The organism is Kitasatospora sp. Ki12, assembly GCF_054601375.1.
On the sequence record NZ_BAAIHT010000002.1, the window covers coordinates 1570657 to 1597613 of the forward strand.

At 72.8% G+C, this 26957-nt stretch carries 17 protein-coding genes; 9 read left to right on the top strand and 8 right to left on the bottom strand.

Features of this window, described 5'->3' with window-relative positions; genetic code table 11:
- The first annotated feature begins 425 nt into the window (after positions 1–425).
- Positions 426–1853, top strand: a complete 1428-nt coding sequence (locus ACYP53_RS24520) for a glycoside hydrolase family 43 protein (RefSeq protein WP_459648973.1) — start codon at positions 426–428, stop codon at positions 1851–1853.
- Between the two features lie 202 nt (positions 1854–2055).
- Here the strand turns inward: ACYP53_RS24520 and mhpA are convergent, their stop codons facing one another.
- Genes mhpA through ACYP53_RS24540 form a run of 4 tightly spaced genes read right to left on the bottom strand, consistent with a single transcriptional unit; the run spans position 2056 to position 7623 of the window.
- Positions 2056–3651, bottom strand: coding sequence for a bifunctional 3-(3-hydroxy-phenyl)propionate/3-hydroxycinnamic acid hydroxylase MhpA (gene mhpA / locus ACYP53_RS24525; RefSeq protein ID WP_459648974.1), 1596 nt, complete (start codon positions 3649–3651; stop codon positions 2056–2058).
- Positions 3648–5543, bottom strand: coding sequence for an acyl-CoA synthetase (locus ACYP53_RS24530; protein ID WP_459648975.1), 1896 nt, complete (start codon positions 5541–5543; stop codon positions 3648–3650). Before ACYP53_RS24530 ends, mhpA begins: the two co-directional genes overlap by 4 nt.
- Positions 5540–6481, bottom strand: a complete 942-nt coding sequence (locus tag ACYP53_RS24535; protein ID WP_459648976.1) for a fumarylacetoacetate hydrolase family protein — start codon at positions 6479–6481, stop codon at positions 5540–5542. Before ACYP53_RS24535 ends, ACYP53_RS24530 begins: the two co-directional genes overlap by 4 nt.
- Positions 6478–7623: a VOC family protein gene (locus ACYP53_RS24540; protein WP_459648977.1), complete on the bottom strand. Its 1146-nt coding sequence runs from the start codon at positions 7621–7623 to the stop codon at positions 6478–6480. Before ACYP53_RS24540 ends, ACYP53_RS24535 begins: the two co-directional genes overlap by 4 nt.
- Before the next feature lie 142 nt (positions 7624–7765).
- On the opposite strand from ACYP53_RS24540, the gene ACYP53_RS24545 reads away from it, so the two are divergent.
- The 5 genes from ACYP53_RS24545 to ACYP53_RS24565 all read left to right on the top strand — a co-directional run bounded on the left by ACYP53_RS24545 (position 7766) and on the right by ACYP53_RS24565 (position 15483).
- Positions 7766–8413, top strand: coding sequence for a TetR/AcrR family transcriptional regulator (locus tag ACYP53_RS24545; protein ID WP_459648978.1), 648 nt, complete (start codon positions 7766–7768; stop codon positions 8411–8413).
- A 137-nt stretch (positions 8414–8550) separates the two neighbouring features.
- Complete coding sequence (locus ACYP53_RS24550) at positions 8551–10170, top strand: MFS transporter (protein WP_189922188.1); 1620 nt, start codon at positions 8551–8553, stop codon at positions 10168–10170.
- 112 nt (positions 10171–10282) lie between these two features.
- Positions 10283–11005 carry an LmeA family phospholipid-binding protein gene (locus ACYP53_RS24555; RefSeq protein ID WP_459648979.1) on the top strand — a complete coding sequence of 241 codons (723 nt, stop codon included), beginning with the start codon at positions 10283–10285 and terminating at the stop codon, positions 11003–11005.
- Positions 11006–11185: 180 nt separating this feature from the next.
- Positions 11186–12733, top strand: a complete 1548-nt coding sequence (locus ACYP53_RS24560; protein WP_189922183.1) for an MFS transporter — start codon at positions 11186–11188, stop codon at positions 12731–12733.
- A 614-nt stretch (positions 12734–13347) separates the two neighbouring features.
- A complete protein-coding gene (locus ACYP53_RS24565; protein WP_459648980.1) occupies positions 13348–15483 on the top strand; it encodes a SpoIIE family protein phosphatase in 2136 nt (711 codons plus the stop codon).
- 102 nt (positions 15484–15585) lie between these two features.
- On the opposite strand, the gene ACYP53_RS24570 is transcribed toward ACYP53_RS24565, so the two are convergent.
- The 4 genes from ACYP53_RS24570 to ACYP53_RS24585 all read right to left on the bottom strand — a co-directional run bounded on the left by ACYP53_RS24570 (position 15586) and on the right by ACYP53_RS24585 (position 22334).
- The gene (locus tag ACYP53_RS24570; RefSeq protein WP_459648981.1) at positions 15586–15786 is read right to left on the bottom strand and encodes a hypothetical protein; all 201 of its coding nucleotides are present in this window, start codon (positions 15784–15786) and stop codon (positions 15586–15588) included.
- The gene (locus ACYP53_RS24575; RefSeq protein WP_459648982.1) at positions 15713–18658 is read right to left on the bottom strand and encodes a type 2 lanthipeptide synthetase LanM family protein; all 2946 of its coding nucleotides are present in this window, start codon (positions 18656–18658) and stop codon (positions 15713–15715) included. Before ACYP53_RS24575 ends, ACYP53_RS24570 begins: the two co-directional genes overlap by 74 nt.
- 90 nt (positions 18659–18748) lie before the next feature.
- Positions 18749–21697: an ATP-binding protein gene (locus tag ACYP53_RS24580; protein WP_229929010.1), complete on the bottom strand. Its 2949-nt coding sequence runs from the start codon at positions 21695–21697 to the stop codon at positions 18749–18751.
- A 70-nt stretch (positions 21698–21767) separates the two neighbouring features.
- On the bottom strand, positions 21768–22334 hold the full coding sequence (locus ACYP53_RS24585) for a flavoprotein (protein ID WP_459648983.1): 567 nt from the start codon (positions 22332–22334) through the stop codon (positions 21768–21770).
- Between the two features lie 389 nt (positions 22335–22723).
- On the opposite strand from ACYP53_RS24585, the gene ACYP53_RS24590 reads away from it, so the two are divergent.
- Genes ACYP53_RS24590 through ACYP53_RS24600 form a run of 3 tightly spaced genes read left to right on the top strand, consistent with a single transcriptional unit; the run spans position 22724 to position 26607 of the window.
- Positions 22724–23869, top strand: coding sequence for a hypothetical protein (locus ACYP53_RS24590; protein ID WP_459648984.1), 1146 nt, complete (start codon positions 22724–22726; stop codon positions 23867–23869).
- A 30-nt stretch (positions 23870–23899) separates the two neighbouring features.
- Positions 23900–26059, top strand: coding sequence for a tetratricopeptide repeat protein (locus ACYP53_RS24595; RefSeq protein WP_459648985.1), 2160 nt, complete (start codon positions 23900–23902; stop codon positions 26057–26059).
- Positions 26060–26082: 23 nt separating this feature from the next.
- Complete coding sequence (locus ACYP53_RS24600; protein WP_459648986.1) at positions 26083–26607, top strand: flavin reductase family protein; 525 nt, start codon at positions 26083–26085, stop codon at positions 26605–26607.
- Positions 26608–26957: the final 350 nt, after the last annotated feature.

Sequence of the window (26957 nt, forward strand, 5' to 3'; positions counted from 1 at the left end):
CCGGGGCGCGAGCTCACGCCCGCTTCGCCGGCGGTGCTCACTGACCGACCGTCAGGAGAACGGTCACGGCGCCGTTGGCGATGGGCAGGGCCAAGCAGATCAAGATCGGGTAACAGCGAGTACTTCCTCTTGTCGACCAAATTGTTAACGCTAACAATCTCACCGGAGCGAAACAGCGGCGTCACTTCCGGTTCACACGAGCGACCTGGAAAGGGCGTTGCCCGACCGCTCACGATCCGGGCTGCGCACTCCTGCCGTCACCACGCCGACACGTGTCGCTCTCGGAAGGGACGGTCGGCCGGCGGCCTTGTTCCCGCTGTGTGGTGCGGGGCCGACCGTGTCCCGCCCCGCCGAGACCGAGCCCGCCCACCACCCCAGTTCCTCCCTTCGCCCTGGTGCACGCACAGAACGATCAGGAGATGTCCATGTCCGCGCTTCGCGCCCGGCTGTCGGTGATGCTGCTCGCCGTCTGCCTCCTCTTCACAGGCCAAGCCCTGTCCGCAGCCCAGCGGGCGGCCGCCGCCGATCCCGGCTACCTGATGGTCCACTTCACCGGCGATTCCGCGACCGGTCAGATGCTGTACCTCGCGCACAGCACGGACGGCCTGCACTGGAGCGACCTCAACGGCGGGGCGCCGGTCCTGGACTCCACGATCGGCACGAAGGGAGTGCGCGACCCCGCACTGGTGCGCTCTCCCGACGGCAGCCGGTACTGGATCATCGCGACCGACCTGTGCATCCGCTGCGGCTCGACCTACCAGAACGGCAGCCCCGACTTCGTGGTGTGGGAGTCGACGGACCTGGTGACGTGGTCGAAGCCGTGGCTGCTCGGCGCCGCCGGACTGATCCCCGGTGGGAAGAACGCCTGGGCGCCGGAGGCGATCTGGAACCCCGAGACCAACGACTTCGTCCTGTACTGGGCGACGAACGCCACCGTGAACGGCGTCTTCAAGTACCGCATCTACTCCGCCCGCACCACGGACTTCCGCACCATCACCACCCCGCAGATCTGGATCGACCCGCCCGGCGCCACGCCGGTCGTCGACACCCAGATGACCGAGGTGCCCGCAGGTACCGGCCCCTACCGTTACCTGCGGGTCTCCGGCGACGGCCAGAACAACGTCGAGGGCAGCAACTCGATCCTGGGGACGTGGACCAACCTCGGCAACCTCTCCAGCATCGGCCTCACCGGCAACGTGGTCGAAGGCCCGGTCTGGATGAAGTTCAGGGACCGCAACGAGTGGGCCCTCTACATCGACTACAACAACCCGCAGGGCGTACGCGAGTACCGGCCGATCCTGACGACCAACCCGTTCGACGTCAGCACCTACCGGCTCCAGCCCTCCACCGCCTACGACATGGGCGGCACCGCCAAGCGCCACGGTGCCATCACCACCCTGACGGCGGCCGAGGAGAGCCGGGTGCTCGCCCGCTGGCCCAACACCCCCGCCCAGCGGCTCCAGTCCTTCAACTTCCAGGACCGGTACGTCCGCCAGAGCAACTTCGACGTCCGGATCGACCCGAACGTCAGCCCGCTGGACGACTCCCGGTTCCGGCTGCGCCCGGGTCTCGCGGGCACCGGAACGGTCTCCTTCGAGTCGGTGAACTTCCCCGGCTACTTCCTGCGCCACTCCAACTACGACTTCCAGCTCGTCCGTAACGACGGCACCACCCGGTTCGCGGAGGACGCGACGTTCCGTCAGGTCGCCGGCCTCGCCGACCCGACCTGGTCGTCGTTCCAGTCGTACAACTTCCCTGACCGCTACATCCGCCACTACGCCTATCAGCTGCGCATCGACCCGATCTCCACCACCACCGGCCGAGCCGACGCCACGTTCTCGGTCTGCTACTGAGGCCACGCGCACCCGCTGCGAGTGCCCCCGGTTACTCGCCGGAGGGCGCTACGTAGAGCTCTCCGGACTACGCGGCGACCAGCTCGGCCGCGTCACCCCGCAGGTCGGCGTGGAGCCGCTTCACTCGTGCAGAGGTGAGAGCCAACCGCTTGGCGGTGATCGCGCCACGGACAGCCGCGGTGTCCACTGCGGCAATAGGGGCTCAGCCGGCTCCCATGCCGCGTCCGTCAACTCGTCTCGACCAGTCACAAGATCGATCACGAGACACCTCTGCGGGGGGCGGTGAAGGGAGGAACTCGCACAGGGCATTCGGGTCGCGTGCGGTGCGCTGGACGGTGCCGTCGGGGCGGACGAGCGCCGCTGTGGTGTGGCCACGGTGGAGCCAGCGGTGCAGGGCGGTGCCGGGGGTGACGGTGACCAGGACGGCACCGCGGTCGTGGACCTCGGCTTGCAGGGAGGGGGTGGCGGCTGCGGAGGTGACCAGCGCGTAGCGGCCGGCGGCCAGGTCGTCGAAGCGTCGGCCGTCCGGTAGCTGGGCGTTGGGGCACAGATGTCCGGCGAGGCCGAGCCCGAGCCCGAGCCCGAGCCGCCTACGGTCCACCAGGATGGACCGGTGCAGGGCCGGGGTCCGGCTGTCGAGGATGCGGTTGCTCAGGCCGGGTACCCGGTACAGGTGGGGTGAGAGGATGCGGCGCAGGGCGTTGCCGGTGTCCCCGCCGGCGGTCATGGCGGTGCCGATCAGCTTCGCGAGGGTGATCATCGAGCGGGTGTGGGGTTTGCGTTCGGCCTCGTAGCTGTCCAGCGCGTGTTCGGGGAGGCGGCCGTCGAGGACGGCGGCGAGTTTCCAGGTGAGGTTGGCGGCGTCGCGCAGGCCGGCGCCCATGCCCTGGCCGATGAAGGGCGGGGTGAGGTGGGCGGCGTCGCCGAGCAGGAAGACGTGCTGTTTGCGCCAGTGGTCGGCGATCTGGGCGCGGAAGGTGTACTCGGCCGTGCGGACGATCTCCAGTTCGTCTGCGGGGACGTTGTGCGTCCAGGGTCGGATGAGGGGTTGCAGGCGGGTCATGTCGCGGTAGTCGTCGGCGGTTTCGCCGGGTAGGAGCTGGAACTCCCAGCGGTAGCGGCGTGCGCCGATGCGCATGTAGGTGGCTGCACGTACCGGGTCGCAGACCTGGTGCACGCCCTCCCACTGGGCCAGGTCGGCGTCGGTGGCGACGTCGACGACCAGCCAGCGCTGTGTGAAGGCCAGGTCGTGCATGCTGGAGCCGATCGTCGCGCGGGTCAGGCTGTTGGCGCCGTCGCAGCCGAGCAGGTAGCCGGCCGTCACGGTGCTGGTCTCGTCGGTGCTCCGGTCGGTGAACCGTACACGCACCGTGCCGCCGTCGGACTGCTCGATCGCGGTGACCTCCGTGTTGCCGCGCAGGGTGACGGTCGGGTGCCGTTCGAGGTTGGCGCGCAGCAGCTCCTCCAGTTGAGGCTGGTCGAACATGTTGGCCTCGGGGTGGCCGTGGCGGCCGAGGTCGGCGCCGCGCCGGAACTCGGCCAGCACCCGCAGCTCGCCGTCCAGGAGCCGCAGGCCGTGGGCGGGGCGGGAGATGGCGGCGAACTGCTCGGCGGTGCCGAGGCGGGCGAGCAGCCGGTAGATCTCGTCGTCGAGGTGCACCGCCCGCGGCAGTGGATAGACCGACGCCCAGCGGTCCAGCACGAGGGTCTCGATGCCGTACTGGCCCAGCAGGGTCGCCGCGGTCAGGCCGGTGGGACCGGCGCCGATCACGACCACCGGGACGATGTCGGGGGTCATGGCGCCACCGGTCCGGGCGTCGCCGGGGACCACGTCCATCGCAGGGCGTACTGGTCGAGGACCGCTCTGATGGCCTCGCGGTCACCGGCGCCGAGGGTGACGGAGACCAGGACGGACCCGTCCTCGACCGCCGCGTCGACTTCGATGCCGAAGCCTTGACCGGCCAGGGCCTCTGCGACAACCAGCCGGGTGGCGTCCGCCCGCAGGGCGAGCTTGTAGGGCTTGCCGACGTCCGTCACCGGCAGCGCGGCGAGGACGGTGACGGACTTCGGTGCGGCCGCGCGTTCCGGGACGCGCTCGGCGGCCCACCGGCGGAGCTCGTCCTCGCTCACCTCCGCAGCCGGTGCGAGGGTCACGTACGCCACCGGGACCTCGCCCGCGTGCGGGTCGGGGCGTCCGACCGCGCCGGCACCGGTGACGTACGGGTGGGTGAGCAGCGCGTCCTCGATGACAGCCGGGTCGATGTTGTGGCCGCCGCGGATGATCAGGTCCTTGGCACGGCCGGCCAGGTGGACGAACCCGTCGGCGTCGAGTCGGGCCAGGTCGCCGGTGTCGAGCCAGCCGTCCACGAGCTTGCCCAGGCCGTCGAGGACCGGACGGCCCTGGGCGTCGCGGCCGGTGACGTAGCAGGCGAACACGGTCGGGCCGGCGATCGCCAGCAGGCCGGTCTGCCCGGCGGGCAGCTCCGCCCCCGATTCCGGGTGGACGACCTTCAGCCGCTGGTAGGGCATGCGCTGCCCGACCGCGCCGGGGCGCGGCGCGTCGGGGAAGCTGCGGGCGCTGGCACAGGTGGCCTCGGTCAAGCCGTAGCCCTCGACCAGCGTCACCTTGGTGCGGGCCTCGAACGCGGCGCGGACGGCGTCGGGCAGCGGCGACGCGCCGACCATGGCGTACCGCAGGCTGCTGATGTCCGCCGTGCCGACCGGGCACTGGGCGAGCACCTGGTAGACGGTCGGCACGGCGCTCATGGCCGCGATGCCGTAGTGCTCGACTATCGACCAGAACTCCCCGTACAGGGCGGGTTCGCGGTAGCCGAGCGGCCCTGCCCACACCACCTGCTGGCCCTTGAACAGCGGCGCCAGCAGGGTGACCACGAGGGCGTTGACGTGGAACAGGGGCAGGGCCGCGAAGATCACCGCGTCGCCGTCGAGCAGCGAGTTGGCGGCGATCATCCAGGCGTTGGCGACCTCGCTCTCGTGGGTGTGGGCGGCGAGCTTCGGGGTTCCGGTGGTGCCGCCGGTGTGGAAGAACGCGGCCAGGTCGCCCGCCGCGGGCTCGTCGCCCGAGAAGCCGGACGGGTCCTGGTCCTGGGACAACTCCGCCAGTTCGCCGACCAATACTCCGTCGAGTCGGGGCAGCGGCGCCGCTGGGGCCTGCGCGTCCGTGGGGCGCAGCACCAGGACCGCGTCCAGGGCGCCGGTCAGCTCGGGGACCTTCGCCCACGCCTGCGGGTCCAGCTCCGGTCCCGCAGTGATCAGGACCCGGGCGCCGGAACGCCGCAGCAGCTCGCCCAGGTGGGCCGGGGCGAGCGCGCCGTTGAGCGGCACGGCGATCCCGGCGAGCTGCGCGGCCAGCACGGCCGGTACGAGGTCCGCGCAGTTGAGCGCCATCAGTGCCACCGCGTCGCCGCGCCGTACCCCCAGACGGTGCAGCAGGTTGGCGTAGCGGTGCACCCGTTCCAGCAGGTCGGCGAAGGTCAGCCGCACCGGCTCGCGCCACCGGGCGGCCTCGGGCAGCACCGTGAGCGCGGTGCGGTCCGGCCACCTGCTCGCCGCGCGTACGAGCAGGTCGTACGTCGAACCGGGCAGACCGCGCGCCTGGAGCGGGACGGCCTCGATCGCGGCCAGGTCGTCGGGGGCGGCGTAGCGGGGCCACAGCAGGTCCTCGGTCACCGGGCGTACCTCACCGTCGTGCGCTGGCGGCCGAGGTCGAGCGTGCCGTCGTCGGTGGCTACGGCGGCCTCCACCAGGTCGCCGGGTCGCAGGTACTTGGGGTTCTTGGCCTGGGCCTTGAAGAACAGGCGCCACTTGGTCGCGGCCGGCAGCAGCGAGCCGAGGACCTCGACCGGCTTGGGCGGCGCGCTGAGCGCGGTGCCGACCGGGGTGCCGGTGAGCAGCAGGTCGCCGGGGTCGAGCCGCTGGAAGCCGCTGAGCGCCCGGAGGGCTTCGAGCGGCCGGTAGATCATGTCGGAGGCGGGCATGTCCTGCCGCAGCTCGCCGTTGACCCACAGGCGCAGCCGCAGCTGCGCGAAACGGTCGAGGTCGCCCTCCTCCAGCAGCACCAGCGCCGGTCCGGTGGGGGTGAAGGTGGGGTAGGACTTGGCCTCGTAGAACTGGGTCTTGGGCAGCTGCAGGTCCCGGGCGGAGACGTCGTTGGTGACCACGAGGGCTGCGACGTGGTCGGCGAGGTTCGCGGCGGAGACCTCGGTGCCGACCGGCAGCGGTGCGCCGATGACGAGGCCGATCTCCACCTCGTAGTCGAGCAACCGGACGTGGGCGGGCTTGACGATGTCCTCGTACGGGCCGCTGATCGACCCGGACGCCTTGCGGAAGAAGGTGAGCGGGACGTTCTTCGGGTCGAGTCCCGCGTCGGCCGCGTGCGACGCGAAGTTCGTCATCTGGGCGACGACCCGGCGCCCTGGGGTGATGGGGGAGAGCACCGCGAGGTCGGCGACCGGCACGCCGGGGGTGGTGCTGTGCGCGGCGGCGGTGACGGCGTCCCGGTCGGCCAGCAGCTCGGCGGTGGTGGCGGCAGTGCTCTGCACCCGGACGGCGCGCTGCTCGCGGACGGCGTACCAGCCGTCGGTGGTGCGCAGGACGTTGACGCTCATCGGTTCATCGCTTTCATCAGGCCCAGCAGACGGCCGGGGTCGATCTCGTTGTCGGCGCGCAGGGCGCGCATCACCTCGCGGACCAGGGCGGGGGTGGGGTTGGCGCCGAGGAAGTCACGGGTGGCGGGCGGGCCCCACTGGGCCAGGCCGCTCGCGGACATCGGGGCCCAGCCGGGTTCCAGGTCGCAGGAGAACAGGTCGCCGTCGGCGAAGTGCTCGACCATCAGCCGGTCCGGGTCGCGCCAGTAGTCGAAGAGCTGGCTGCCCTGGATGTGCCGGCCGATGCCCCAGCTGCGCTTGTAGCCGCGCTCGGCGAGGTACTGACCGCCGGCGGCGATCGCGTCGAGGTCGGTGACCTGGTAGGCGGAGTGGACGTAGCCGGTGCGCGGGCCCAGGTGCATCGCGAGGGTGTGGTGGTCGACCGGGGTGCTGCCCCGGTCGCAGCGGATGAACGCCATCGTCGGCCCGCGGTCGCGCCGCCCGTCCAGGAACAGGAAGTCGCTGACGATCAGGCCAAGGGTTTCCAGGTACCAGTCCAGGGCCTGGGTGAACCTCGGTGTCTCCAGGACCACGTGGCCGAGCCGCTGGATGCGGGCGGGTTCGCGCGGCGGGCGCTGGGTGGCGTTGGTCCGGGCCCGGCTGCCACCGAAGTTGAGCAGGAGCGGGGGCTGTTCGGGCAGGGCCGGGAGCTGCTCGGTGCCGTGGACGACGCGGACCGGGAAGCCGGACGGGTCGGTCAGGTCCACGACCTGCCCGCCGCCGAACTCGGTGAGGTCGCGGACCGGACGGCCGGCGGCCCGGGCCAGGTGGTCCAGGTCCGCGCGCTCGGCGGCCCGGAACGCCGGCCCGAGGAACCGCGAGGTGCGGCCGCGGCGCAGCACCACGCACGCCGAACCGGGCAGCGTGCCGCGCAGGTACAGGGCCTGGGCGGTGCGCGCGGCGACGGCGAAGCCGAAGTCGCGGGCGAACACCTCGGCGCGGGACAGGTCGGGCTTCTCGAACTCCAGCCAGGCCAGGTCCGCCACCTTGATCACGGGCTGCCGGGCACGGCCGGGGTGCTCCCCGCGCAGCGGCCCGTGCTCGCTGTGCAGGTCTTGGTGGGCGGTGCTGGGCCCGGGTGGACGGGCGCGGTCCTTCGCCATGTGGTGGCTCCGTCAGGGTGGCTCGAACGGACACGCTTCTGATGAGAAGCTCTGAATTGATAGAAGCATCAGTCTTGGCAGAGCAATCGTCAAGGCCCAGAGTGATGGAGTCATCAGATCTGAATGCGCCTAGACTGGCGGTATGCCGAACCAGCTCGACACCACCGACGGCCCCGCCAGTGCGAATCGCTTCGAGCGCCGCCGTGCGCGCACTCGCCAGGCGCTGATCGCCGCCGCGCGGCAGATCCTGGCCGAGACGGGCGAGACCTCGGCCAGCATCCAGGAGATCGCCGAACGCGCCGACGTGGGTTTCGGCACGTTCTACAACCACTTCGAGACCAAGAACGACCTCTTCGACGCCGCCGTCGGCGACGCCCTGGAGGAGTACGGCCAGCTGCTCGACAGCGTCACCGAAGGCATCGACGACCCGGCCGCGGTCTTCGCCATCAGCGTCCGCCTCACGCTGCGGCTGGCCGCCTCGCATCCCGAGATCACCCAGATCCTGCGCCTGCGGGGCCTGCCGCACATCAACGCCGCCACCGGGCTCGGGCCGCGTGCCCTGCGCGACCTGGAGGTCGGCAAGGCGTCCGGGCGCTTCACCTTCGACGACCCGCTCGTGGCCCTGTCGGCGGTCGGCGGCGCGCTGATCGGCCTGCTCCAGCTCAACTCGGCGCGCGACCTCGGCGCAGCCGCCGGCGAGCAGACGGCCGAGATGATCCTGCGCATGCTAGGGCTCCCCGCCGAGGAGGCGTGCGAGATCGCCACCGGCCCCCTGCCCGACCTCCCCTGACCCCGGCCTGCCGGCCAGAACCCCACTCCAGGCCCCCGCACCGTTCCACGGCGCGGGGGCCTGCCGTACTCCCCAGCCCTGTGAGCGCACCTGATTCTTTGGTCGTAACTGATGAAGCCATCAGTTACGATGAGGGCATGAAAACGCCCGCGTTCAGCAACTCCCCTGTCCGAACGGGTCGTGGCGGCCAGAGCGGCGTGCTCTTCGCCATGTGCCTCTCCCTCGTCCTGGTCGTGGCCTCGGTCTCCGCGCTGAACCTCGCGCTGCCGAGCCTCGCCGTGGAACTGGGCGCCACCAACTCGGCGCTCACCTGGATCGCCGACGGCTACACCGTGGCCCTGGCCGCGCTGGTCCTGCCGCTGGGTGCGCTCGGTGACCGGATCGGGCGCCGCAAGGTCCTGATCGCCGGGAACGTCGTCTTCGGCGCCGCCGCGGCCCTCGCAGCCTGCTCCTCCTCCACCTCGCACCTGATCGTGTGCCGGGTGGTGATGGGCGTCGGCGCGGCCATGATCATGCCGGGGACGCTGTCGACGATCACCGCGGTCCTCCCCGCGGACAGGAAGGACCGCGGGGTCGCGATCTGGTCCGGCTTCGCCGCGGCCGGGGCCATCATCGGCATGCTCGTCGCCGGCGGCCTGCTGGAGCAGTTCTCCTGGAAGTCGATCTTCTGGACCAGTGGGGCCACCGCCATGGCGTGCGCGCTCGCCGCGCTGCTGCTGGCCCCGGAGACCCGCAGCTCGGTGCGGGAGCGCTTCGACTTCCCCGGGTCGGCCACCACCGCACTGGCGGTGGGGGCGCTGGTCTACGGGATCATCGAGGGCAACGACCGGGGCTGGACCCGCCCGGAGGTCCCCGCCGCGTTCGCGGTCGCCGCGGTGGCGCTGGCCGCCTACGTGGTGCTGGGCCTGCGCAGCCGACACCCGCTGCTGGACCCGCGCCTCTTCAAACTGCGCGGCTTCGGCGCGGGCACGCTGGCGATCCTGGTGCAGTTCATGGCCGTCTTCGGGTTCTTCTTCGTCGGCCTGCAGTTCCTCCAGCTGATCCTCGGCTACAGCCCGCTGCGCAGCGCAGTCGCACTGGTCCCGGTCGCGGCCGTCGTCCTGCCCACCTCAGTGGTCACACCGCGCCTGGCCCAGCGCCTGGGCGTCAAGGCGGTCATGCCCGCAGGCCTGCTGTGCCTGGCAGGCGGCATGTTCTGGCTGACCCGCCTGCACGCCGACAGCGGCTACCTGCCCTTCCTCGGCGCCCTGATCCTCGCCGGGGCCGGTATCGGCCTGACCAGCGCCACCGGCACCAGCTCCATCGTCGACTCCCTCGGCCCCGACAGCCAGGGGGTGGCCTCGGCCATGAACGACACCGCCCGCGAGGTCGGCTCCGCGATCGGCATCGCACTGATGGGCTCGGTGTTCTCCAGCCACTACCGCTCCGCACTGCCCGACGACCTGTCCCGCCTGCCCGCCCAGGCCGCCGAGACCGTGCACCACTCCGCCGCCGGCGGACTCGAAGTCGCGGCCCACCTCGGCGCCCAGGGGTCCGCGCTGGCCACCGCGGTCCGCGACGCCTTCATGTCCGGCTTCACCTCCGCGATGGAAGTCATCGCAGCGATTCTGGCGGTCGCCGCCATCGCCTGCGCCGCGATCGCACCGCGCCCCGGCGGCAAGGCCCGGACCGCAACCCCGGAGCCCCACTGGTCCACCGACCCCGAGCCCGATCGCGAAGCTGCGGCCAAGCAGACGGCGGCGACACCGAGTACGTGATCGCCCTCACCCGCCGCGCGTCCGCCCTCGAGGTCCTGCACCAGCCCAGCCCAGCCCGGCTTCGGCAACACCACGCGGGCGCACCTCACCCGCCTGTCCACAAGGAGCCCCCGTGCCCCTCTTGCCTCTCGCAGCGCGCCGCCACCCTGCCCTTGCCGCCACCGCGGCCCTCGCGGCCCTCGCGCTCGGTACGACCGGGGCCGACCGCGCAGTCGCCCAGTACGTCCAGCACCGCACTGCCGACGCCTTCCAGCAGGCCACCGGCACCTCCCGGGCGCCCCAGGTCACCATCGACGGTTTCCCCGTCCTGAGCCAGGTCGTCGCCGGACGCCTGGACCACGTCGGCATCACTGCCCACGGCATACCCGCCCACGACGGCCGCCTGCCCGTCACCCGCCTCGACCTCGACCTCACCGGGGTGCGGCAGTCGGGCGACGAGCGGGCGGCCCGTGCCGACTCCGCCGAGGCCAGCGCCTTCCTGTCCTACGACGACCTCTCCAGCGCCCTCGGCCTCGGCATCACCGCCGGCGACCGGCCCGGCTACGTCGACGCGCAGGTCCTCCTGCCCCTGGTCGGGGCCGCCACCCTCACCGCCAAGGTCTCCGCGGGCACCGGCAACACCATCGTCTTCACCGACCTCCATCCGGTGTCCGGCAACCTGCCCGGCCCCGGGACGCAGCTGCTCGCGAAGATCTTCGACCAGCCGATTCCCCTGCACGACATCCCCCAGGGCCTTCACCTCGACGCCCTCCGGACGAGCGCCGGCGGCCTGGAAGCCCGGCTCGCCGGCGACGACGTCACCTTCCGCACGGGCGCACCCGCCGTCGGCGCATAACGCTGCGAGGCCATCACGGCCCCCAGGCCCGAGCCCCACGCGTTCCGCGACCCCCGAAACGGTGACAGTCGACCAGGACACGCCCCACCCTGCATGCCTCCATCGAAGTTGATGCTCTCATCGGAAATCGAGGCTCGCCGCCTCACCGACCGGCCACCCTTCCAAGGGACGTGACCCGACATGACCACAACTCCCCGTACCCCCGCTCAGGCATCCGAGGAGGCCGCCGCAGGCCGGGCCGGCCACCGCGGCGTCCTGTTCTCCATGTGCCTGGCGCTCGTCCTGGTGGTCGCGTCGGTCTCGGCCCTCAACCTGGCCCTGCCCGACCTCGCCGTGGACCTGTCGGCCACCAACGCCTCGCTCACCTGGATCGCCGACGCCTACACCGTCGCGCTTGCCGCACTTGTCCTGCCCCTCGGCGCGATCGGAGACCGCATCGGCCGCCGCCACGTCCTGGTCGCCGGCACCGTCGTCTTCGGCGCCGCCTCCCTCGCGGCGTCCTTCTCCGACACCACCGCCCACCTGATCGTGTGGCGGATCGTCATGGGCATCGGCGCGGCCATGATCATGCCCGGCACCCTGTCCACGATCACCGCGGCCTTCCCGCCCGAGCAGCGGGCCAAGGGCGTCGCGGTGTGGTCGGGCTTCGCCGCGGCCGGCGCCATCATCGGCATGCTCGCCGCGGGCGCCCAGCTGGAGCAGTTCTCCTGGCGCTCGATCTTCGTCGCCAGCGCCGTCACCGCCCTGGTCGCGGGGGCTGCCGCGGCGGCACTGGCCCCCAACACCAAGGACCCCCACCCCCACCGGCCCGACGTCATCGGTGCCACCTGCACGGCTGTCGCCATCGGCTGCCTGGTCTTCGCCATCGTCGAGGGCAACGAGCAGGGCTGGAGCGAACCCGTCGTCCTCGCAACCCTGGCCGTCACCGTCGTCGGCTTCGCCGCCTACGCCTTCTTCGGGCTGCGCAACGACCAACCGCTCCTCGACCCGCACCTGTTCGGCATCCCGGGCTTCCGTGCCGGGGCCGTCACCGTGCTGGTGCAGTTCATGGCCGTCTTCGGGTTCTTCTTCGTCGGCCTGCAGTACCTCCAGCTCATCCTCGGCTACAGCCCCCTGAAGGCCGCCGTCGCCCTCGTGCCCGTCGCCGTCGTCGTCCTGCCCACCTCCCACATCACCCCCCACCTCGTCGCCCGCCTGGGCATGAAAGCCGTCATGGTCGCGGGCCTGACCCTGCTCAGCGGCGGCCTGTTCACGATCTCCCGCATCCACGCCGACTCCGGGTACCTGCCCTTCCTCGGCGGGCTGGTCCTGTGCGGCCTCGGCATCGGACTGACCGGCGCCGCCGGAACCGCCGCCATCACCGGGTCCCTCGGCCGCGGCCAGCAGGGCGTGGCCTCCGCGATGAACGACACCACCCGCGAAGTCGGCTCCGCCATCGGCATCGCCCTCATGGGCTCCGTCTACGGCAGCCACTACCGCGACGCCCTCCCCGCGAGCATCGACCAGCTCCCGCCCCACGCCGCCGACTCCGTCCGCGACTCCGCGGCCGCCGGCCTGCAGGTGGCCCAACACGCCGGCGCACAGGGCCCCGCCCTGGCGCAGGCCGTCAAGGACGCCTTCATCAGCGGCCTGTCGGCCTCCCTCGTCGTCGTCGCCGTCATCGTGCTCGCCGCCGCCACCGGGTGCCTCTTCCGCGCGCCGCGCCAAGCCCCCGACGCCGATGCCTGAGTTGCCGCCCTCGCGACAGTCAGCTGCAGACCGGGGCTCCGTGGCACGATCTCCCTGAACGACACGGACCGTGGCAGACCCTCGCCGAGCGGTTGGAGGCGGACAGCAGCTGGGCGAAGCCTGCCGGAGCATTGCCTGCCGATCCGCGTCCACCGCTGACCGAACCCGAAGTCCGATGACGGAGGCCCTGGGGCGCCGCGCCGAGCACTTGGCCCAAGCGCTGTGCTCCGGCAGTTGGCTGCCAAGGCTTCGCTTCTCGCACCGATGTGTCGTGCGCCCGTGGACTGACGTCAGCGTGCACTTGCAAAGACGAGAGGCGGGCCTTAAAGCCGATCAGCAACCGGCGGCGGCGTTCCTGGTCGGCCCGGGAGCCGGGAAGGCCCGGCCCGCCACGGCGGTCGTGGAGGCCCGCCCCACGGCTCACGCGTCCATGCCGAGCCTTCGCCCCGTGGATAGACTGACCAGGCGTTCCAGGAACGGACCCGGCGCGGGCGACAGAGCTCCCGCCGCGCCCCGTGGTCGCGCGCGTACACCACTCCACCGCGTGACCGCAGCGGCGGGAACGGGTCGCGGATGATCCGGCAGCGGGCCATCGATCGGACGGGAGCCCTGCCATGGCGAACACGTCCAGGTCTCCGGGCGGCCACGACCCCGAGATCACCGGCCGCGTGTCCGTCGGCACCCCCGCGCCGTCATCGGCCCCCCGGAACGACACCGAGCCGACCGCGGCCAACGACCGGCTGGCGCTCAACGGCATGGGCAGCTTCGACTGGGACCTCGACAAGGGCACCTACCATCTGGACGACACGGGCCTGGAAGTGTTCGACCTGCGGGCCGACGAGTTCGACGGAGATCCCGCGTCACTCTCCGCGAGGGTGGTGCCGACGGACAGCGAGCGGCTCGACGAGGCCGTGGCACTCGCGCTGCGGGAGGGACACCTGACCTTCGCGTCCTACTTCCGCCTGATCTGCCGCGACGGAACCCTGCGCTGGGCCCACACGCAGGGGCGCATCCTGCGCGACCCGCAGCTGCGCCCGTACCGCATCGTCGGCATCGTCCGCAACGCCGAGGAGGAACTGGCCCACGCCGAGGGGATGCGTACGCTCGCCGCCGACCGGCGCCGCCAGACCGACTCCGTGCGCGCCACCACCGAAGCCCTCGCCCGCGCCGTCACCGTCCGCGACGTGACCGACGTGCTGACCGACAGCGAAGGCCTGCGCCGCTTCGGCGCGGACGGGCTCGCCCTCGGGCTGGTGGACGGCGACGTCATGCGCCTCGTCGCCGCGACCGAGCAGCCGTCGGCGGAACTCAGGGCCCGGGACGACCTGTCCATGACCCATCTGGGGGACGGCCTCCCGCTGTCCGAGGCCGTGCTCACCCGACGCCCGCGATTCCTCGGCACCAGGGAGGAACTCACCACCCGCTACCCCCGCCTGCTGCCCTACACCGAGGAGATGGGGATCGAGGCGGCGGCCTTCCTGCCCCTGGCCGCCCAGGCCCGCTCCATCGGCGCGCTCGGCCTGTTCTACCGGGACAGGCACCACTTCAGCACCGAGGACCGCAACATCTGCATCGCGCTCAGCAGTGCGGTCGCGCAGTCCCTGCAACGCGCCATGCTCTTCGACCAGGAACGCGAATTCGCGACCACGCTCCAGACCACCATGCTGCCCCGCCGGATCCCCGAGATCAACGGCGGTGAGGTGGCCGTCCGCTACCGGGCCGGCCGCAGCGGACGCGAGGTGGGCGGGGACTGGTACGACGTCATCCCCCTGCCGGGCCGGCGGGTGGGTCTCGTGGTCGGCGACGTGGAGGGGCACGACAGCCACGCGGCCGCCATCATGGGGCAGTTGAGGATCGCCCTACGGGCCTACGCCACCGAAGGACACACCCCCGCCACGGTCATGACCCGCGCCTCCGGATTCCTCGCCGATCTCGACACCGAGCGGTCCGCGACCTGCATCTACGTCGACGCCGACCTGGAGACCGGAACACTGCGCCTGGTGCGGGCCGGCCACCTCGAACCACTCGTGCGGCGCGGTACCGGCGTCACCGGCTGGGTCAGCGTCCGCGGCGGCCTGCCGCTCGGCGTGGCCACGGTGTTCGGCCAGGACGGCTACCCCGAGACCCGTCTCGACCTCAACCCCGCGGACACCCTGCTCCTGTGCACCGACGGGATGGTCGAACACCCCGGTCGGGACATCGCGGACGGCATCGAAGCCCTCGCCGCCGCCCTGCGCGACGGCCCACAGGACACCGAGGCGCTCGCCGACCACCTCTGCGGCGGCCATCCGAGCCGCCTCGGCAGCAGCGACGACATGGCGCTCCTGCTGCTGCACCGCACCGCCGTACCCGGCGCCCACGCCACCCGGCGGATGACCCAGCACGTCCACCAGGCCGATCCGGAAGGGTTGACGGAGACCAGGGCCATGCTCCGCCAGGCACTGGCCGCGTGGGGTGCGACCGACCTCCTGCCGGCCGTCGAACTGACGGCGAACGAACTGATCACCAACGCCCTCGTCCACACCGACGGGGGCGCACTGCTCACCATAGAACTGCGGACCGGCGGCACCCCCTGCATCCGTCTGGAGATCCGGGACCGCTCCAGCGTCCTGCCGCGCCGTCGGACCCCTGGCGAGACCGCCACCTCCGGCCGCGGTCTCCTGCTGGTGGACGCCCTCACCGGGAGCTGGGGCGTCGAGCCGCTCGGCAGCGGCAAGAACGTCTGGTGCGAATTCCCGCTGGCGGGCTGACCACCCGACGGCGGCCCGGACACGTCGGAGGCCGGCCGGCCTGCTCGGTGGTGGGGCCGCCCGAGGGCGGCCCCACCACCTGTCCCGGACGGTGACGCCGTCTCAGATGGTGTAACTCGACACGGTGGTGGTGATCGGCTCCCCCTGGTCCAGGACGACCACGCCGGCCGAGCCGACGGTCAGGCCGGCGAGGATCGCCACCCGCAGCCGGGCCCGGCGGGCCGCGTGGTCAGCCGCCGTACGACGCTCGTCGGTCTCCTGCGGCTCGTTGTCCACTCTTTCGAGCAGTCCGCCGTCCATCATGGTGATGCCCTCCTTCTCGTTCGACGGGCCCCGGTGCCGCTGCTGGTCGCAGCAGCAGCACCGAGGGGATCCTGGGGCCGAAGCCGAGCCGCAGCAGGCCGTAGCCGATGCCGGCCAGTCCGGTCAGCAGGCCGGGTGTGGGCACCTCACCGGGGGTCCCGCAACGGGCGCCCTGCTGTTCGACGGACCGCACCAGTCGAGCGGCCGTACGGCGCCGGCCGGCATCGGTCGACGCCGGCTCCACCAGCGGTTCCAGCAGGCCGAGTTCGCCGTGGCGGAGCGAGTGGTCCGGCATCGGCCCGCGGTCGGCGAACAGGGCGAGGCGCTGGTCCGCCTCGCGGGCGCGCGGCGCCCGGCCGACCCGGTCCGGGCACCGGCCGGGGCCGTCGGAGTCCGCCGGGTCCACCGCCGCTCGCTCCCGCAGGGCCCACGCGACGCCCTCGTGGCCGTGGAGGAAGCCGGGCCGCTCAGGACGGGGCCGACGGCCCGCCAAGGTCCGGACGGTGTAGGCGAGTTCGGCGGCTTCCGGCAGCCGCGTCTGAGCGTGCACGGCCTCGGCCGCGAGCAGGGCACCGGCCAGGCCGTCGGCGATGTCCATGGGGGCCGCCGGATCGACGGCGGCCGTGTGCAGTGCGGCGAGGCCGGCGGGCAGGGCGGCGCTCAGCTCCGGGGAGTCCAGCAGGGCGGCGAGCCGGGCGGTGGCGTAACTGATGCCGCCCAGCCCGGAGAAACCGCCCGGCCCCACGGCACGCGCGAGTTCGGGGTGCTCCGCCAGGAGCCTCAGGAGCTGGGGCAGGGCGCGGACGGCCTGGTCGGCGGCCTCCTGATAGCGGACCGCCCCGGTGAGTCGGCCCAGCTCGGCGAGGAACAGCGCCGGGCCGGTGTAGCCGTCGCCGAGCGCCATGCCCATCGGCAGCACCGCCCACTGTCCTGGCCCGGTCTCCTGCAGCCCGAGCCAGTTCACCCGGCCCTCGCCCCGGCAGGCCCGGGCGAGCAGGTCCTCCCCGATCCCCCGGGCGAGCTCCAGCGCCCGGGCACCGAGGTCATCGTCGTGGGCGTCCTTGAATTCGGCAGCGGGGCGCCCAGGAGCACGGCGCCCAGGAGCACAGCGGCCCGGAGACCGTCGTCCGGCGGCCAGGGAGGCGCGGATCAGCCATGCCTGCCGGTCGAGGTCGCCCTCCGACATCCCCCGGATCGTCCTCGCGGCGGCCGCTGTCCCGGATTCGTCGAGCCGGAAAGGGAGTTCACGACCGTCCCAGGTCCGCGGGGTGCGGGCAGCGGGGGTCACGGTGAAGTACGGGATCTCGCCGGCGAGCAGGTCGGTGAGTTCGTGGGGTGCCAGCACGTGCAGGTGCGGGTGGCCGGTCTCGTCGTCCAGTGCGGCGAAGGCCCGCTCCCGACCGGAGTGGTCGCGCAGCAGCTCCGGTTCGGTCGCCTCGGCGAGCAGCGTCGCATAGCTCTGGCTGGGCCGCGCGACCAGGCGCATCGTCTCATCCGCGAAGCGGGACAACAGCCCCTGCTCACCGAGTAGTTCATGGGAGTGTGCGGCAATCGCCCGGTAGCCGGCACGGAATCCGCACAGCAGCCGGTCGAGCTGGTCGGCCGGATCGGCGGGTCTCCCGGCCAGCATCGGGCGGTTGTCGGCACCGGGCCAGCGGGCCGGGCGGCGGACCAGCCGCATCAGGTCGGTGCCCGCGTCCGCCCACCCGGGCACCGGGTCCGGCGTCCACTGGCCGGCCTGGCCACCGAGTGCCGAGAGGTCGAGTGAACCGCCCTCGCCGAAGCGCCGGTTCGGCAGCACCATGGTCCGCTGCACGGACGCGGCGAGCTCCCGGGCGGCCGGATCGGCGCCGCCGTCGGTGACGGGCACCCAGCACGGGTGGAACAACGTCTCCACGTCCACCACGACCGGCTGGTCGCGCGCGGCGATGAGGTTCTCGGCATGGATGTCGACCGCGTTCACCGCGTGCAGCAGCGCGAGTTGGGCGCCGAGCCGCTCGTAGAACCGCCCGACGTCGGCGTGGGCCCGGCACGGGCGCGGCTCGACGTACTCGGCCCAGCCGTACCCCGCCCGCGGCAGCAACCGAACGGCTCGCGCCGCCAGTCGGGGCCGGCGTTCGCCGAACCAGGCGAGCAGTTCGTTCCACCGGGCGTGCAGACCGAGCGGGCGCGGCTTGTACACCAGGTGCCGCCCGCCGTCGAACTCCAGCACGGCGACGGACCGGCCCGCCGCGTGCGGGTCCCCCAGTCCGAAGCGGACCCGGGTCAGACGACCGGGCTCGCCGTCGAGCAGGGCGGCGGCGAGCTGCTCCCGGTCCACGTGGAGCCGCTCCAGCAGTTCGGTGGCCGCGGCGACGGTACGCATGCACCGTTCGGCCAGCAGCCGGGCCAGCACGGGATGACGGTGCAGCACCGCACCCAGGGCCGGCCCGGCGGCGATCTCGCGCAGGAACGCGTCGAACCGCTCCCGGCCGTCCTGCCCGGTCAAGGTTCCGGCCCGGCGCGCCTGTCCCAGCTCCCGCACCAGTGTGCGTCCGGCCAGTCGCACCAAGCCGTCGGCCAGGTGGCGCCGTGCACCGGCCCACACCACTCGCCGGTCCGCCGCGGCAGGGTTCGCCGCCGCGAACTGGCGGGAGGCGGTCAGCAGGAACGGCCGCAGTGGATGCAGCAGTCGGCCCTCGGGGCCCGTCCCGGGGAGCGAGCGGATCCGCCCGCCGGGCGCCGACTCGGCGCGGCGCAGCGTCTGCTCCACCGACTCGGCCCAGCGTGGCGTTCGTCCGGGCGGCAGGGCATCGCGCTCGGCCGGGGACAGTGCGGGCAGCCACCAGGCGCCGCACGCCGCGGGCAGCGGAACCGACCGAGTCGCCTTCACCGTCACTCCACGACTCTGGCACACCATCACCCACTTTCGACAGGGGGGTGCGTCGGATTCCCGGCAGGCCTCGGCAGGCCCTGACGGGCCCTAGCGTGCGGCGAGGAAGTCCGCCACGAAATCGCACAGCTGGGCGCGGGTGGCGGAGTTGGTCTTGCCGATCAGACTGGCGATGTGTTTCTCGACCGTCCGGGGAGAGATCTGCAGGCGGGCGGCCACGGTCTTGTTGCCGACCCGTTCGACCAGCAGGCAGAAGACGTCGTACTCGCGCGGGGTGACGCCGAGCGCGACGAGTTCGGCCGGAATCCGGTCCGTGCCGGTGCGGCGCTGCCCGACCGGAGCGCCCAGCGAACGCAGCCGGGAACGGCACGCGGCGGCGACGGCGTCGACACCCGAGTGGTGGAAGTACGTCTCGGCCTCCGTCAACCAGTCACGGACCGCCCCCCATCCGTCGGTGACCGCGGCGTCGGCGACCAGACGCAGGCCGAGGTGACGAGCCGTCGGGAAGACCACCGCGTCGGCCTGTGCGGCGCGGCACGCCGCCACCGCCTCGGCCCGGCGGCCTTCCCGCCCGTACAGGACGGCCCGGGCCAAGCCGACGAACTGCCGGTTCCACCGCATCCGGCCCGCCTGGCTCGCGGTGATCCGTTCGACCTCCGCCCAGTCGGCTCGCCCGGCCAGCACGGACAGCAGCAGGACCAGCCCGTGGCTGCCGGCGAGGTGGAAGTAGTTCTCCTCGTCCGGCGGGACCGCGGCGGTCAGCCGCGCGGCCAGCTCCGCCGCCTGCTCGTGGTCCTCCTCCAGTAGCGCGCAGAACAGCTCGGCGAGGCCGAGCACGAGCGGTGCCTCCCGCGACTCGTTCCCACCGCTGCTCCGGAACCGGGCGAGCGCCGCCCGCAGTTGGGGCCTGCGGGCCCGGTGGGCGGCCGCCACCGCGCCCACCATCAGGGCGTACCGGGTCACCGAGTGCAACTGCAGTCGCTCGGTCTCGGCCCTGGAGCCGTCCAGCAGGGCCGCGGCCCGGTCGAAGTCGGCTCGCAGCACCGCGTCGAGCGCCAGCATCGCCCCGACGTTGTGCGCCAGGCTCACGCAACCGGTTCGCATCGTCTCCTGGTGCGCGTGGTGCAGCCCGTCCAGGTCGGCTTCGGCGAGCCAGGCGTTGCTGCCCAGGCCGATCAGCCCGTGGTTGTGCCAGCTCACCTGGCGGCTCTCGGCGGCCATCCGCAGCGTGCGGCGGAAGCACCGGTCGGATTCGGCCAGGGAGCGCCCACGGGTCGCGAAACCCATCGCGTACCACGCCTGGCAGGCCAGTGCGTGGTCACCGCGCTGTTCCGCGCCCTCGATCGCCCGGCGGGCCAGTTGCTCGCTGCGGCCGATCCGCCCCTGCTCCGCCGTCGACACCATCAGGTAGGCCTCGACCACGTCGATGCCCGCGGTGTCCCGCGCCCCCGCCCCCTCGGGCAGCAGTTCCCGGGCCGCGCGGACCTGTTCCAGTCCCGCGTCCCACTGCCCGGCCACCTGCGCCGCCCAGGCCAGCCGCACGTGCAGCTCGACCCGGCGTCCCGGATCGGCCTCGACATCGGCCCGGCGCAGTTGCCGCGCCACCTCGGTGGCCCGTTCGAACCGGCCGTCGTCCGCGAGGGCGAGCAGCAGGGTCTCCAGCAACTCCCGTCGCACGCCGGCCGGCACGGCGTCGTCCGGCAGGTGGAGGTCCGATCCGTCGACGGGCCCCAGGGCCGACCGGGCTTCGTGCAGCACCGCGATCGCCGTTCCGGGCCCGTGGCCGGCCAGGGCACGGCGGGCCACCTCCAGGTAGCGGACGGCGGCGGTCCGGCGGTCCCCCGCCTGCGCGTGCAGCCGCGCGGCCAGCAGGCACCAGGTGCCGGGCAGGCTCGGCTCGAGCTCGTTCATGGCCGCCACGGCCCGGGCGGCGAGCTCGGCCCGGTCGGCCGGCGTGAGCCGGTCGAGCAACGCCTCCTGGGTCAGCGGATGCTCGAAGGCGTACCAGTCGGGCCCACGCTCGTCGTCCGGCACCAGCAGGCCGTCGACGACGGCGGAGCGCAGCGAGCCGGCGGCCTCGTGGCCGTCCGGCGCGGCACAGCGCCCCGCCACCGACAGCGGAAAGCTGCGGCCCAGCACCGCGGCGGCCGACAGCAGCCGGAGCGTCTGCGCTCCGAGCCGCTCCGCCCGCTGCTCGACCGCCCGGACCAGGGTGAACGGGATGGCCGCGCGGCTGGTGCCGACCAGCCGCCAGCGGTCCTCGGTGCGGACGAGTCGGCCCTCGACGCGCATGCCACGGATCAACTCGACGGCGGTGAACGGGATTCCGCTGCTGTCGGCGAGCACCCGGTCGGACACCGCCACCGGCAGTTCGTCCGGCGGGCAGCCGAGACAGCTCGCGGTCAGCGCGTGCACCTGCGCGGCGCCGAGCCGGCCGAGTCTCAGCAGGCCGGCTTCCCCGCGCTGGGCCAGCGTGTCCGCGAGCGCGTGGGCGGTGCCCGGCGTGTCCCGCAGGGTGGCGACGACAGCGACCGGCAGCAGGGCCAGGTTGGCCGCCAGGTACTCCAGGACCGCGAGCGTCTCGAGGTCCGCGTCGTGCAGGTCGTCGATGACGAGCAGGCAGCCGCGCTCCCGTCCGCAGGCGGCGGCCAGCCGGAGCACGGCCTCGGCCAGCACGATCGGCGACCGGTCGCAGGCGTCCCCGATCGCCCACTCGGGCACCAGGCGGCCGAGCACGGGCAGGTACGGTCCGAGCGCGTCGGTGGGCGGCGCGCCGCCGGCACGGGCGAGTGACAGCAGTGCCTCGGTGAGCGACCGGTACGGCACGGCCGGGCCGGTGGCGACGCAGCGGCCCTTGAGCACGGTCATCCCGGCCTCCCGGGCCAGCGTGATCGCCTCGCCGGCCAGCCTGGTCTTCCCGATACCCGGCTCTCCGATCACGCACACCGTGCCGCCCCGCGACGTCCGCGCGTCCCGCAGGGCGCGGTCCAGCAGGGCGAGTTCGTCCTCGCGTCCGACGAGTCCACTGGATCGGTCCACACGCGGTTCCGTCATCGTGCTCCCCTCCGGTCTGCCGATCCGATCAAGGCCGATCCGATCAAGGGGGACCCTAAGCCGGCTCGTCGTCGCCGTTGAGGGCTTCCTCCAGCCACGTCACGACCGTCTCGGCGGCCTCGTCCGGCCCCGGCATGGCGGGCCCGACGCCGTTCTCCTTCTGCCAGAGCAGGAACATCTCGCGCTCGGTCGGCTCGACCACGGTGTGGCCGTCGGCGCGCAGCGTGCTGACATGACGTCGGGTCGCGGGCTTGCGCCACATCGAGCCGTTCATGTTCGGGAAGAACAGTGCGGGCCGCTCGTGGGCCAGCAGGACCGTCTGGGCCGGCGTGGCGGCCAGCCCGAGTGCCGCCGCGGCCAGGGTGTTGGCGGTGGCGGGCAGCACCACCAGGCCGAGCGAGCGGTGCGCGAACTCGGTGGGGTTGAGGGCCGGGTCGTCGGCGACGTACACCTCGTCCGCGTGCCAGGCCAGTACCTGGGGCTGGACGAAGCGCGCGGCGCTCGCGGTCAGCAGGACCCGTAACGGCAGGTCGATCTCCTGGCGGAGGAAGACGAGGTAGCTCGGCAGGTCCTTGGCCGCGATCGAGCCGCAGGCGATCACGGAGAGGGCGTCGTTTCGCATGTCATGGATGGTGTCCGAGCCCGGCCGCCCCGGTATGGGGATCGGGCCCCCGTTTTCCGTCCCGGCTCCCGGCAGGAAGACGGGGACCGACTACCCATGTCCGCCCACCGGGCGCCGTGCCATCGTCGGACTCGCCGATCCGCCTCCAGGGCGGGCGGCGCCAACCCGCCTCTTCATCAAGGGAGTCGAACCATGAAGAAGATCACTGTGCGCAAGACCGGTTCCATCAAGCTCACCTCGCCGGCGTCCTACATCCTCACGGTCTGCTGACCCGGTGACACCCCCGGGCCCGCGTGCGGCACAGCACGCGGGCCCGGGCTCGTACCGCCGCACCCGCCCGAGCGGGCCGCACCCGTCCGAGCGGCCCGCACCCCTCCGAGGGAGAGACCATGGCGACCGCCGACCTCGCGTTCCATCCGCTCACCTTCGTCACCGAACGCGACGGCACGCTGGTGGGCCGGCCCGACACCGGGTCCTTCGCGCTGCTCCCGGAGGACGGCGCGGCGCTGCTGCGACGCCTGGCCGACGGCATGCCGCCCGCCGAGGCCGCCGCCTGGTACGAAGCGGTCTACGGAGAGCCGGTCGACCTGGCCGACTTCATCGAGACCATGCGCGATCTCGGCTTCGTCCACGAGCCCGGCGCCGCCGCCGAGCCCGTGCCCGTACGCCTCCAGGCCTGGGGACGTGCCATGTTCTCGCCGCTCGCCTGGGGCTGCTACGCGCTGATCACCGCACTGGCGATCGCGGCGATGATCCACGAGCCCCGACTGCAGCCGCACACCCGGAACCTGTTCTTCGTCCCGTCCCTGGTCGCGGTGGAGGTGACCCTCGCCGCGCTGCAGATGCCGCTCATGCTCTGGCACGAGGGCTGGCACGTCCTGGCCGGCCGCAGGCTCGGCCTGCCCACCGGCCTGGGCGTCGGGCGGCGGCTCTACTTCGTGGTCTTCGAGACCCGGCTCAACGCGCTGTTCGGTGTGCGGCCCGCGCAGCGCTACCTGCCCTTCCTGGCCGGGATGCTCGGCGAGGTCGTGCTCTTCGGCGCGCTCACCCTCGCGGCGGCGGCCGACCTCGCGACCGGACCGTCCTGGGCCGGGCGGCTCGCCCTCGCCGTGGCGTACGTGATCCTGCCCCGGCTGGCCTGGCAGTTCCTGATCTTCCTGCGCACCGACCTCTACTACGTCCTCGCCACGGCCCTGGGCTGCGCCGACCTGCACGAGGTGGGTTCGGCCTATCTGCGCCACCGCCTGGGCCGGGGCGGCTGGGCGGAGGACCGCTGGACGGCGCGGGAGCGGGCACTGGCCCCCTGGTACGCCCTGCTGACCGCGATCGGCACCGCCGTCCTGCTGGTCACCGCCGTGTTCACCGTCGTCCTGCCGGCCGTGACGTTCGCCCGGCGGCTCGCCGACGGCATCGCGCACCGCTCGCTGGGCGACGGCCGGCTCTGGGACGCCGCCGTCGCCCTGCTCGTCATCGTCGTCCAGGTCGTCGTGCTGCCCCTGCTGGTCGGCCGCAGGCAACGCCGCGCCGCCGCGTGACCCGCCCGCGCACTCACGAAAGGAAAACCCGTGACCTCCCACACCTGGCGCGTCCAGCCCGAAGGCACCGCGCACGACGACCGGTACGACGACCGGTACGACGCCCGAGCCGACTGCCACCGGCGGCTGCGCGGACCGTACACCGGTCTGGGCACCCTGCTGCGCGCACTGGTGCCGGACGCGCACCGGGCCCGCCCGGAGCTCGTGGCGCACCACGCCGTCGAAATCCTGTCCGCCGCTCCGGAGCTCAAGGACCTGATCGGCGCCGGACCGCAGACCCTCACCTCACTGGCCGTGCCCAACGAGCGCACCCGCCTCTACCCGGCGAAGCGCACCCGCCGTCTCGCCCACGGCATCATCGAGTTCCTGCACGGCCACGCCCGCGGGCGCGGCCACGCGCTGGCCCTGCGCTTCGACCGGGTCGACGAGGCCGATCACACCGACCAGGAGTTCCTCTCCATCCTGCTGCGCCGGGCCCTGCCGGACCTGGTGACGGTCACCGTGCACACCGGCGGCGCCGACCTGATCCCCGAACTCACCACGGCTCTCGCCGCCCACGCCACCCACACCCTCGCCCACACCCTCGCCCGACAACCCGGCGAGCACGAAGACCTGATGGACCGTCACAAGTCGGCCCTGGCCTACGTCGAGTCCGACGGCACCTCCCACGACCCCGCCGAACAAGCCGCCTACCGCCGCCTCGACGCCGCCGAGCGGGCCCGACTGCACGACCGGCGGGCGGCCGAGCTGCGCCGCGGCGGGGACTGGAGTCTGTGCCTCGGGGCGATCCTCTATCACCTGGAGCACGGCAGCGACCGGGAAGCGGCCGCCGACGCGTTCCTCGAAGCCGCCGAGTACCTGGTCTCGATGGGCTTCTACCACGCGCTGCTCGACGTGGCCGGACGTGGCACGGCCCTGATGGACCCGGCCGAGGACCCCCGGAAGTACTGGATGCTGGGCACCAAGGTCACCACCGCGCTGTCGATCCTCGGCCGGCCGGAGGAGGCCGAACGGCGCTACATCGAGCTGCGCGCCATGTTCGACCAGCCGATGCTGCACATCTTCTCCGGCTACGCCCTCGCCATGCTCTACACCCGCTACTACCCGGCCGAGCACAAGGACCACCAGCTGGCCAAGGCCCACCTGAACAACGTGCTCGCGATGGCCTCCCTGCTGCCGGACCACGACCAGCGCGTCTTCCAGTCGGTCTTCAACCGCAACGGCCTGGCCCTGGTGGAGCTCCAGCTGGGCAACCCGGCCGAGGCGCTGCGCCTGGTCAGCACCGGTCTGGCCGACATCGACCGCGAACTCCCCGCCGAGAAGCACCGCTTGCACCGCTCCGTGCTGGTGCACAACCGGGGCCGGGTGTACACGGTGCTCGGCCGGCTGGAGGAGGCGCTGGCCGACATCGACACCGTCATCGAGCTGGATCCCAACTACCCGGACTACTACTTCGACCGGGCCGACCTGCGGCGCCGGATGGGCGACCTGCCCGGAGCGCTGGCCGACTACAGCGAGTCGATCACCTTCGCCGCGCCGTTCTGGGAGATGCACTACAACCGGGCCGACCTGCGCCTGGAACTGGGTGACCTGGCGGGCGCGATCGCGGACCTGTCGTACGTGCTCGACCTGGAACCCGACGAGCTGGACGCCCGGATCAACCTCGCCAGCCTGCTGCGGGAGCAGGGCGACGCGGCGGGCTCGCTGACCCAGGTCGAGGAGGGGCTGCGCCACCATCCGGGCGACGCCCGCCTGTTGTGCGCCCGGGGGCTGCTGGCGCTGGACGCGGGCGCCGACCAGGAGGCGCTGCGCGACTTCGACCTGGCGCTCACCGCCGAGCCGGACCTGGTGAGCGCGCTGGCCAACCGCGCGGCCCTGGTCCTGGAGACGGGCGACCACCGCACCGCGGTCGCGGACCTCACCCGGGCGCTGACGATCGAGGCCGACAATCCGGACCTGCTCTACAACCGTGGCTACGTCCACCAGAGCGCCGGTGACTGGGAGCCGGCCCGCCGCGACTACACCGCCGCACTGCTGCTGCCCGGCGCCGACCGGGCCGACCTGCTGCGACAGCGCGCCGAATGCCACCTCGCACTGGGGGACCCGACGGCACATCAGGCGGACCTGGCGGCAGCCGAGTCGGCCGCGAGCCCGCCGAACGAGGTCGCGGATCCGGTGAGGGTGCCGTGACGGCCGGGCCGGATCCCGGCACCGTGACCGGTCCGGCGACGCCCCGGCCGGAGACCCCGGCCGTCACCGGACCGGCCCTGCGGAGCGTCATGCGCCGCTGGGCCACGGGGGTCGCCCTGGTCACCGCCACGGCCCAGGGCCGGCCGACCGGTTGCACGGCCAGCTCCTTCACCTCGGTCTCGCTCAGCCCGCCGCTCGTGCTGGTGTCGCTGTACCGGAGCAGCAGCACCCTGGCCGCGATCACCGGCCAGGGTGCCTTCGGCATCAACCTCCTCGGCCGCCGTCACCAGGACCTGGCCGACCGGTTCGCCACCGCACCGGCCGAGCAGCGGTTCACCGGGATCGGCCACCGGCTGGTCCGGGACGTCCCGGTGATCGACGAGGCGATGGCGGCCCTGGTGTGCCGGGTCGAGCGCACCGTCGCCGCCGCCGACCACCTGCTCGTGCTGGGGCAGCCCGTGTGGTGCGACCGGAACGGCGCCGCCGACCCCCTGGTGCACTTCGAGAGCCACTACCAGTGCCTGGCCGTGGGATCGGCACGTGCGTGAGCCGGTAGGGCCGTGTGGCACCGATGCGGGATCAGCCTGGCGGGCTTCCCGCGTTGCCCCACCGGCGTACTCGCACCGGTGCGAGTACGCCGGTGAAATCTCCACCGAGCCCGGGGCGATTCAGGGCCACCGAGCGGCGCCGCATTGTTGCAAGAAGGGTTGACACTGCGGGCGGGGTATTGGAAGCTCCCATTGGCCGACGCCGGGGACATTCACCTCGGTGATCTTTTTTACGAGTGATTGTTAGCGCTAACAACCGGAGATCCGGTCCGGATTCGCCGCCCCGATATGCCAGGGAAGTCACACCGGAAACACCGGCGCGCATTCCTCCATTTCTTCACGCGGCGACC